The sequence below is a fragment of the Falsiporphyromonas endometrii genome (genome assembly GCF_042654485.1).
Lineage (GTDB): Bacteria > Bacteroidota > Bacteroidia > Bacteroidales > Porphyromonadaceae > Porphyromonas > Porphyromonas endometrii.
The window spans coordinates 1-8,393 of sequence record NZ_JBHSGO010000147.1 but is presented as its reverse complement, the minus strand read 5'-3'; the positions used below and the strand labels follow the sequence as shown (position 1 = coordinate 8,393).

Annotated in this window: 6 protein-coding genes; 2 read left to right on the top strand and 4 right to left on the bottom strand. The window is 39.9% G+C overall.

Annotation, left to right across the window (positions count from 1 at the left end; all coding sequences use genetic code 11):
• Nucleotides 1-568: 568 nt before the first annotated feature.
• Nucleotides 569-1,654 carry a glycine cleavage system aminomethyltransferase GcvT gene (gene gcvT / locus ACFO3G_RS04580; protein WP_380078407.1) on the bottom strand — a complete coding sequence of 362 codons (1,086 nt, stop codon included), beginning with the start codon at nt 1,652-1,654 and terminating at the stop codon, nt 569-571.
• A 392-nt stretch (nt 1,655-2,046) separates the two neighbouring features.
• Between gcvT and ACFO3G_RS04575 the strand changes: the two genes are divergently transcribed.
• Nucleotides 2,047-3,618 carry a hypothetical protein gene (locus ACFO3G_RS04575; protein WP_380078405.1) on the top strand — a complete coding sequence of 524 codons (1,572 nt, stop codon included), beginning with the start codon at nt 2,047-2,049 and terminating at the stop codon, nt 3,616-3,618.
• A 60-nt stretch (nt 3,619-3,678) separates the two neighbouring features.
• Nucleotides 3,679-4,725 carry a dual-specificity RNA methyltransferase RlmN gene (gene rlmN / locus ACFO3G_RS04570; protein WP_380078403.1) on the top strand — a complete coding sequence of 349 codons (1,047 nt, stop codon included), beginning with the start codon at nt 3,679-3,681 and terminating at the stop codon, nt 4,723-4,725.
• 122 nt (nt 4,726-4,847) lie between these two features.
• On the opposite strand, the gene miaA is transcribed toward rlmN, so the two are convergent.
• The 3 genes from miaA to ACFO3G_RS04555 form a co-directional block, all read right to left on the bottom strand.
• Nucleotides 4,848-5,765, bottom strand: a complete 918-nt coding sequence (gene miaA, locus ACFO3G_RS04565; RefSeq protein WP_380078401.1) for a tRNA (adenosine(37)-N6)-dimethylallyltransferase MiaA — start codon at nt 5,763-5,765, stop codon at nt 4,848-4,850.
• A 156-nt stretch (nt 5,766-5,921) separates the two neighbouring features.
• Nucleotides 5,922-6,494, bottom strand: a complete 573-nt coding sequence (locus tag ACFO3G_RS04560) for an IS1096 element passenger TnpR family protein (RefSeq protein WP_380078400.1) — start codon at nt 6,492-6,494, stop codon at nt 5,922-5,924.
• Between the two features lie 11 nt (nt 6,495-6,505).
• A complete protein-coding gene (locus ACFO3G_RS04555; protein WP_380078398.1) occupies nt 6,506-7,909 on the bottom strand; it encodes a YihY/virulence factor BrkB family protein in 1,404 nt (467 codons plus the stop codon).
• Nucleotides 7,910-8,393: the final 484 nt, after the last annotated feature.

Genomic DNA, 8,393 nt, shown 5'->3' with positions numbered 1-8,393 from the left:
GGAAAATTTTAGAAGACTGACGATTGATTATGAGTTTCATGCCGCTACTGCAGAGGCTATGGTTCAACTTGCTTTCTGCAAAATATTGCTTAATAAATTCTCTGAATAATTTTTAAACAGCTTCTTACTACTGTCTGCACTAATTTCATTGACCTCATATAGAGCATAATCGATAAACTTATCTGTAGGATCAAGATGCTGGACGCATCGTAGTCGGACGCATTGGTATTCTCTATGTGATAATACCACTTATCTCCCTACTGAAAATGTTTTGGTTGTCCATAAGCACTATGGTGAAAAGAAAGAAAATAGGATGCTTAGGACAAGGTTAGATATCACCTGGAATCTCATAAAACTCTTTAGTAAAATAGTAAGTAGGTCAGTATAATGTAGTTTTGTGAAGACTGTTTGAATACATAGAAAGCATTTCAACAGCTCAAGGTCTTGAAATGGTCTTGAGTGCTAAAAACAAACTGCTTTCAATAGAAGGTAAATTAGATAAAAAGAGGCGATGAATCAGAACTTAGAGTATCCGATACATCGCCTCAATTACTTTGTCAAAAAGTTATTACTTTCTGAATGGAACCTTAACAACCTCAGCTTTCAAGACTCTGTTGCGAACCTTGATGCCAATCTGAGTATCTGCCTTGGAGTACTCTTTTTTGACATATCCCATACCGATACCTTTCTTGAGGCATGGTGACATTGTACCTGAAGTTACGACACCAATCTCTTCACCTGCTTCGTTTACAATTGGGTAGCCTTGACGAGGTACACCCTTGTCTTTTAGCTCAAAGCCAATCAACTTGTTTACGGTATTGCCTGCCTTATGGTCTTCAAGGATAGCACGACCCGGGAAGTTCTTTCCTTCTGTAAACTTGGTTACCCATCCCAATCCGGCTTCGATAGGAGAGGTTGTCTCACAAATATCATTTCCATATAGGCAGAAGCCCATTTCAAGACGAAGGGTATCTCTTGCACCAAGGCCTGCCGGTTTAAGACCAAATTCTTTGCCGGCTTCGAAGAGAGCATCCCAAATCTTCATGCCGTCGGAAGGGTAGAAGTATAGCTCAAATCCTCCTGCTCCTGTGTATCCGGTGTTGGAGATAATAACATTTTTGCATCCTGCTACTTCACCAACTTTGAAGGTATAGTAAGGAACTTCTTTGAGGTCTACCGGGGTTAATTTTTGCAGAAGTGCTGTAGCCTTAGGTCCCTGGAGTGCCAACTGAGCGCAGTTGTCCGATCCATTTTCAAGCTCTGCACCCATGGTGTTATGTTTTTGACACCATGCCCAGTCCTTTTCAATGTTTGCAGCATTAACTACAAGGAGATACTTATCTTCTTCATATTTATATACAAGGAAGTCATCCACGATGCCACCCTTATCATTCGGAAAGTAGCTGTATTGAATCTTACCAACTGTAAGTTTGGACGCGTCATTGCTGGTTACATTCTGAACAAATTCGAGGGCTTTGGGTCCTTTTACCCAAAATTCACCCATATGAGACACATCAAATACGCCGCAATTCTCGACGACATTGATATGTTCGTCAATGATGCCGCTATATTCGATCGGCATATTGTAACCTGCAAATTCATGCATTTTAGCACCCAGTTCGATGTGCTTGTTGGTAAATGGAGTTTGTTTCATCATTAAAATAGTTTATGTGAATATGTATTCAGTGTTAATTGTGCATCAAAGATAACGAATAGCTTACGAAAGAAAAACCTTTTTGTGAAAAGACTTGCCAATAATCTTTAGCTATATCAATAATGTCGATACTTTGGCGATTTGGAGAATATGGCATTGCAATTCTGAGTTGTGAGTTGGGTATAAGTTCATAGACCAAAATCACGGATTTTACAGAGTAGATTATATTGTGCAGTGCAGGTCCGTAGTGTTGGTATATTTTTCTATTTGACCCCAAAATCATTTCATGACAACCATTCTTAGAGTCTCTTTGAGGTCATCTCTTTGAGTTAAGTTCTGAACTCGTATACTACCTTTTGAATTATTTCAAAACACCTTCTTATCTTTGCTATATGATAAGAAAGAATATACTCAAGCTAATTTTATTTGGCTTCATAATAGCTTTGCCTCTTGCCTCTTGTAAGGATGATTTTGATCGTATCAGCTCTTCTCAAGCTGATCAGCCATCTTTTTCTCAAGATACGGTGAAGTTGGATACATTGTTTAGTGATGTTACATCTTCGACTCGTCAGTTGATGATTTATAATAGAAACAAGAAGAGTATCCGATTGGATCGCGTTTATCTGTCCGATCCTAAGTCCGGCTTCCGTGTCAATGTGGATGGTCATGCCGGGCATGAGTTTAGAGATTTGACGATCTTGCCGGGAGATAGTATGTATGTCTTTGTTGAGGCCAATTTTAGGCGTGATGACAAAGCTCTTTTGATAGAGGAGGTTAAGGATAAATTGATGTTTGAGTGTAGAGGGCAGAGCAGCAGTGTCCTGCTGCAGGGCTATCGTTGCAATGCTGATGTCGTAAGTGAGATACATATATCCAAAGACTCTGTACTAAACTCTCCCCTTCCTCTTTTGGTTAAGGACAGTATTGTGATTGACAAAGGTGCTACCCTTACAATTGGTGCAGGAAGCAGGATCTGTTTTTTCGCTAAGTCGTATGTCAAAGTTAATGGCTCATTGAAGACTCAAGGTACTGTCGAAAAGCCGGTTGTTTTAGAGGGTTTGAGACAGGATATGATGCTAAGTGATTTGCCGTATCCTTTGGTTTCAGGGCAGTGGGGCGGTATTCGTTTTGGCGAAACTTCTCTTGACAATCGATTGGAGTATACAATCATTAAGAATGCTGTCAATGGTCTTTACTTTATGGGTGAAAGGTCTCCTCAGGATCCGCTCCTATATATGTTGGGATGCCAGATTACCAATATGAAGGGCTATGGCATTTATGCTGTTGGTGGCCATATTGCTCTGGACAATAGTGAAGTCTCCAATACTTACAACTCGACACTCCAGCTGCAAGGATCGAGTTTCGTCTCAAGAGCATGCACTTTTGTCAATTTTTATCTTTTTGATTCTCGCTTTTCTCCGACTTTGAATTATTATGACAGCTATAAGGTTGGCAATGGTGAAAGGAGTCATGTGCAGGGTAGTGCTTTTAGGATGACAAACTGTATTGTTGATGGAACGAAATCAATTAATGTTCCTAAAGAATCGAAGGATTCGAAGGGTGTTTTAGCCGGAGAGATGTATTTAATAATGGCCGACTCTTCTCTATTTGATGAGATTGTTCACGTGGATCATAGTTATCTCAGGATGCCTCAAAACAATCTTATTCCCTCCGCAATGAAAGATTGCCTACTTTCGCAAGACACTATCAATATGAAGAAGTATCGCTACTACTATTCATTGGGTTACAAGGAAGATAAGGGCAAAGATGTGCTCTCATTTGTTTTTGACTTTAGACCACTACAATCTGTTGCTCCCTTTATGAATATGGGAGTGGCTATCCCTGAATTGTCGAACGACAGATATGGTGTGGCAAGAAACAATCCTCCAACTCCGGGTTGCTATACGCCTGTGGCTTCGCCTACGCCTACGAAGGCTCTATATTATTATAAGAGAAGGCGGTGATAAGGTAGTCTGCCAGATTGGAAGTTTTACAATCTGATGGACTTAAATGTTATGTAAATTATGATGGAAGATAAAGATAAGATGGGTAAAGAATGTCTCCTTGGTAAGACCCTTGAGGAGCTTAGAGAGCTTTGTCTTGGTATGGGAATGCCAAAGTTTGCAGCTAAGCAGATAGCTGATTGGATCTATGTCAAACATATTACGACAATCGATGAGATGACCAATCTGAGCAAAGCCAATCGAGACAAGCTGAATGAACGTTACCGGGTTGGCAGGTATGCGCCAAGCTATGTGAGCAAATCTAAGGATGGTACAAAGAAATATCTTTTCAAGGTGGAGGATGATAGATATGTTGAGACGGTAATGATTCCTGACAGAGATAGAGTGACTGTATGTATATCTTCGCAGGTAGGATGTAAGATGAATTGCCTCTTTTGCATGACCGGTAAGCAGGGCTTTCATGGTAATCTAAAGGCCTCGGATATCCTTAATCAACTATTTTCTATTGATGAAGCTGAAGAGATTACCAATATTGTTTATATGGGAATGGGAGAGCCTCTTGACAATACAGATGAAGTAATTAGATCTATCAAGCCCCTTGTAGAAGAGTGGGGTATGGCGATGAGCCCTAAGAGGATAACGCTTAGTACGATAGGAGTCAGAGATGGACTTGAAAGATATCTTAATGAAACCTCTTGTCATCTGGCAATCAGTATACACAATCCTTTCCCGGATGAGCGCAAGGCTTTGATGCCTTCAGAGACAGCTTTCCCGATTGAAGAGACAATTGAGCGACTCAAAGCTGCTGACTTTACGGGACAGAGACGATTGAGCTTCGAATATATTGTATTCGGAGGACTCAATGATACAGAAGAGCATATGAGAAGAATGGGAAGATTGTTGCAAGATGTGCCGTGCCTTGTCAATCTTATACGCTATCACCGCATACCGAATATAGATCTCCCATCGACCAATGAGGAGAGACTGGAGCGATTTAAACTCGGGCTCGAACGAAAAGGACTCAATGTCACAATTCGTCAATCACGAGGACAAGATATAGAAGCGGCTTGCGGTATGCTGTCGGCACAAGAGGGTAGAGACAAGTAGTAGGTTTGTTAGATACATATAGCACCAAGGGGATGAGTTGAAATATTGTTTAAACTCATCCCCTTGCTTTGTAATATGATTGTTCTTTCGCTTAAAACTCAGATGTTATGATGTATGATTCTTTAGATATACTCATCAATGGGGATATGTATAATCTCTTTGTCTCTTCTCCACCAAGTGAGTTGTTTGCGGGCATATCTTCTGGAGTTTCTTTTGATGAGTTCTATTGCTTCTTGTAGCGATGTTTTTTGGTCAAGATAGTCGAATAGCTCTTTGTAGCCAACTGTGTTTAGAGCGTTGAGGTGCTTCATGGGGTATACAGCTTTCGCTTCATCTAAGAGACCGAGCTCCATCATCTTGTCTACTCTCTTATTGATGCGTTGGTACAGTGTCTCTCTCTGCATCGTGACGCAGAGTTTAATGATATGGAAATTTCTCCTTGTGGGCTCATTTTTGTGGAATGATGAGAATGGTTTGCCTGTGGTAAGGTAAACTTCGAGCGCATGAATAATTCTTTTATGATTTCTTGGGTCGATGCATTTGTAGTAGTCCGGGTCGATTAACTTAAGCTCTTGAGAGAGAATTTCGACCCCTTCTTTTTCATATCTTTTCCACATCATGCTTCGGATATCTTCGGGGACGTCAGGCATAGCGTCTATTCCTTTGCAAAGGGCATCCACATACATCATAGAGCCACTGCAGACTACTTGTATTTTGGATTCGTCGAAGAGCTTGTTTTCCAATAGCGAAATGGCTTGTTCTTCAAACATCGATGCCGAAAAATAGTCTTTGACACTGAGGCATGAGACAAAATAGTGGGGTATTGTACGTCTATCTTCTTCTGTCGGTGCTGCTGTGCCGATTGGTATTTCTTTGAATAGTTGTCTTGAATCTGCAGATATGATTGAGCAACCAAGGCTTTTGGCGAGATCCATGGCAAGTTGAGACTTGCCGGCACCGGTCGGTCCGGTGATGACAAAGACCGTTTTTTCCGATGTTGTAATGTCTTTGAGTAGTTTTTGTGTCAGCTCTTCAAACAATGTAATAGCAGTTTAATGACGAATGAAAAGGATTGTCGTTTACCAAAAAGAGCATTTCTCTTATCGAACCGCTTCCTATATGTTCACGGATAAGAGAAGCTCTGAATGTGTAGCTCAAACAGCTACTGATTTGAATCAAAATAGTATCTCGGAATCTTAGAGCTCTTGATCGGCATTGTCTATATCGAGATTTTCAAGATCTTCAAGATCGATGTCTAAGTCGTCGAAGGAGTCATTGTCTTCGTCCTCTTCTAATGAATAATCCTCCTTGTTTTGCTTACTCTTGGCAGGTGCTTTGGGTTTTGTTTCGACCACTTCTACAGGAAGTACCTGCTCGGGGGCTTTTCCCATTGACTTACAAACTTCGGGCTGTTCTAAATATTGCCTTGTGATAATTTCAGCTACTTGCAAATAGAAATATCTTTCGGCAAGCATATCAAATTCATATACAAGCTTTTGTCCTTCATCATCTATCAGTGCATCCAGAGCTGTCTCGTCCATTACATAATTGTCTATGGCGCTATCACATTCCATTGGGATGAGGGTAATCTCCTCTTTTTTGTTCCAATTGTTGTCACAAGTAAAGAATGACCCCAGCTGATCGTGTGTATATCCACAAGCGTCCAAGATAGCATTGTGCAAGTCAAAGAAAGTCGCGTCTGTATTGATTTTGATGTCTCGGCGAAACTCATCGTTTTCGTCGCTAAGCATAATTAGTCTGTAAAGCATAATGTGATAAATTAAATATCTTTTAGTAATCGATCTGTCTTTTCGGTGAAGAAGCCTTCTCTTGTATTGATCATGGCATCCCACTGAGGTTTGTACTTATTTAAGTTGTCAATTTTGAAACGTTCGCTTCCGTGTCTATCCAGTTTATCTATTATAAATCCAATAGACAGTCTATCTGGATCCATTGCGGGTTGATAATTCTCAGTTACCTGATCTCCCTTATAATTTACTTCAATGATAATGTCCATATCAAGAAGTACATTGATGGCACTTTTGGTAAGTTGGATAGGAATATTGCATTCACTACTGATCTCTTCAGCTGAGTAAGGACGCTTGTCTTTGTCCGAAGAGAATCGTTTGCATATCATTGATGCTACAAGAATAACAATGAAGTCTGTATATCTGCGAGAGACATTTTTGCAGTCTTGGTTGAAGTTAAAGGTTTTGACATTCTGGATGGCAAAGGAGAGTTGAGCTCCAAATAGGCATATGGTCCATGATACCTGCAGAAACAATAGCAAGAGAGGTACAGCTGCAAAGCTACCATAGATAGCGTTGTACTTACTGATCCATATAATACCGTTGACATACAAAGCTTGGAGTACCTGGAAAGCTACACCTGCCATACATCCGGATATAAATGCCGGAAGAAACTTCACTTTGGTGTTTGGCAAAGCCATGTAGAAAGCTGTGAAGATGATGATAATAATAAAGAATGGGATGGCTTTCCATATAAACCCCACTGCCGGTAAGAATAGTTTGTAATTGTCCGGAAGTGCATTTTGGAATGTACCTACTATGATGGTAATACCACTTGATAAGGTCATTAAGATGGGGAGGACCACAAACATTGCCATGTAGTCGATTACCCTTCTTCCCCAAGGACGAGGTTTGGTACATTGCCATATATCGTTGAGTGTATTCTCAATACCGGCAATCAGTGATATGACCGTATAAAGCAAAATAGCCAGACCAATGCCTACGAACCATCCACCTTGTATCTGAGAGAAGTAGTTGTCTACAAAGCCCAAAGCTGTGTTTAGCTCGTGTCGATGAGAGGGAAAGTAACTCATTAAAGTCTCGGTAATCAGCTGTTGTACACCAAATCCCTTGGCGACACCAACTATCACTGCAAGCATGGGAACAATCGAAAGAATTGTAGAGTAGGTGAGTGCTGATGCCTTTTGAGATAGGTTGTCCTCAACAAAAGCTTTGATGGCGAGATATATTGGTTTGATAATTTGGACAAAAAGCCCTCTTTTCTTGCCAAATTCCTCATCGCTAAGTCTCCACATATCACGAGTAACAAAACGTACAGACAGATAAATGTATACCATAAGTCGTCTGACAAAAGAATGTTTCCTTTTGTTGTCGTTCTTATGTTCTTTTGTTGTATTGATGTTTTTATTACTCACTTGTTGTGCTTGTTTTATGTCTATAAGACCTTGTTGTTATTTTAGAATCTGTTTATTGTCTGAATATCTTGCTGTTAGCAACAGACAAAACTAAAAGTCGATTCAATAATATCGCTTAAGTAAGTTGGAAATAAACCCAACAACTTTGAGGCTTGTACTTTATATCTGTGACAAATATAATAAAGGGGCTTGTTATACACCAACTGTTTTGAATTTCCCAAAGAGAGACGATGTACTTTATAATAGTGGAGTAGTGTAATTGTAGTTATTGCTTTCTCAATTCTTCTTCGAATAATAAAACTTGCTGATCGAAAGCATCTTGTTTATTGTATGCAATGAAGTGATCTCCTTCAATGAATGATACTGTCCCGAAAAAGTGTGTAAGACTCAAGACTGTTATCTTTGAAAAAAACAAAATAAAACGATAAACCGTATGAATCTTACACGAGTACAAATTAAAGAAATTATTTCGAATTGTCTGTCA

Coding starts and splice junctions, on each gene's coding strand:
- gcvT (WP_380078407.1), bottom strand. CDS start 1,654: ATGAAACAAACTCCATTTACCAACAAGCACATCGAACTGGGTGCTAAA.
- ACFO3G_RS04575 (WP_380078405.1), top strand. CDS start 2,047: ATGATAAGAAAGAATATACTCAAGCTAATTTTATTTGGCTTCATAATA.
- rlmN (WP_380078403.1), top strand. CDS start 3,679: ATGATGGAAGATAAAGATAAGATGGGTAAAGAATGTCTCCTTGGTAAG.
- ACFO3G_RS04560 (WP_380078400.1), bottom strand. CDS start 6,494: ATGCTTTACAGACTAATTATGCTTAGCGACGAAAACGATGAGTTTCGC.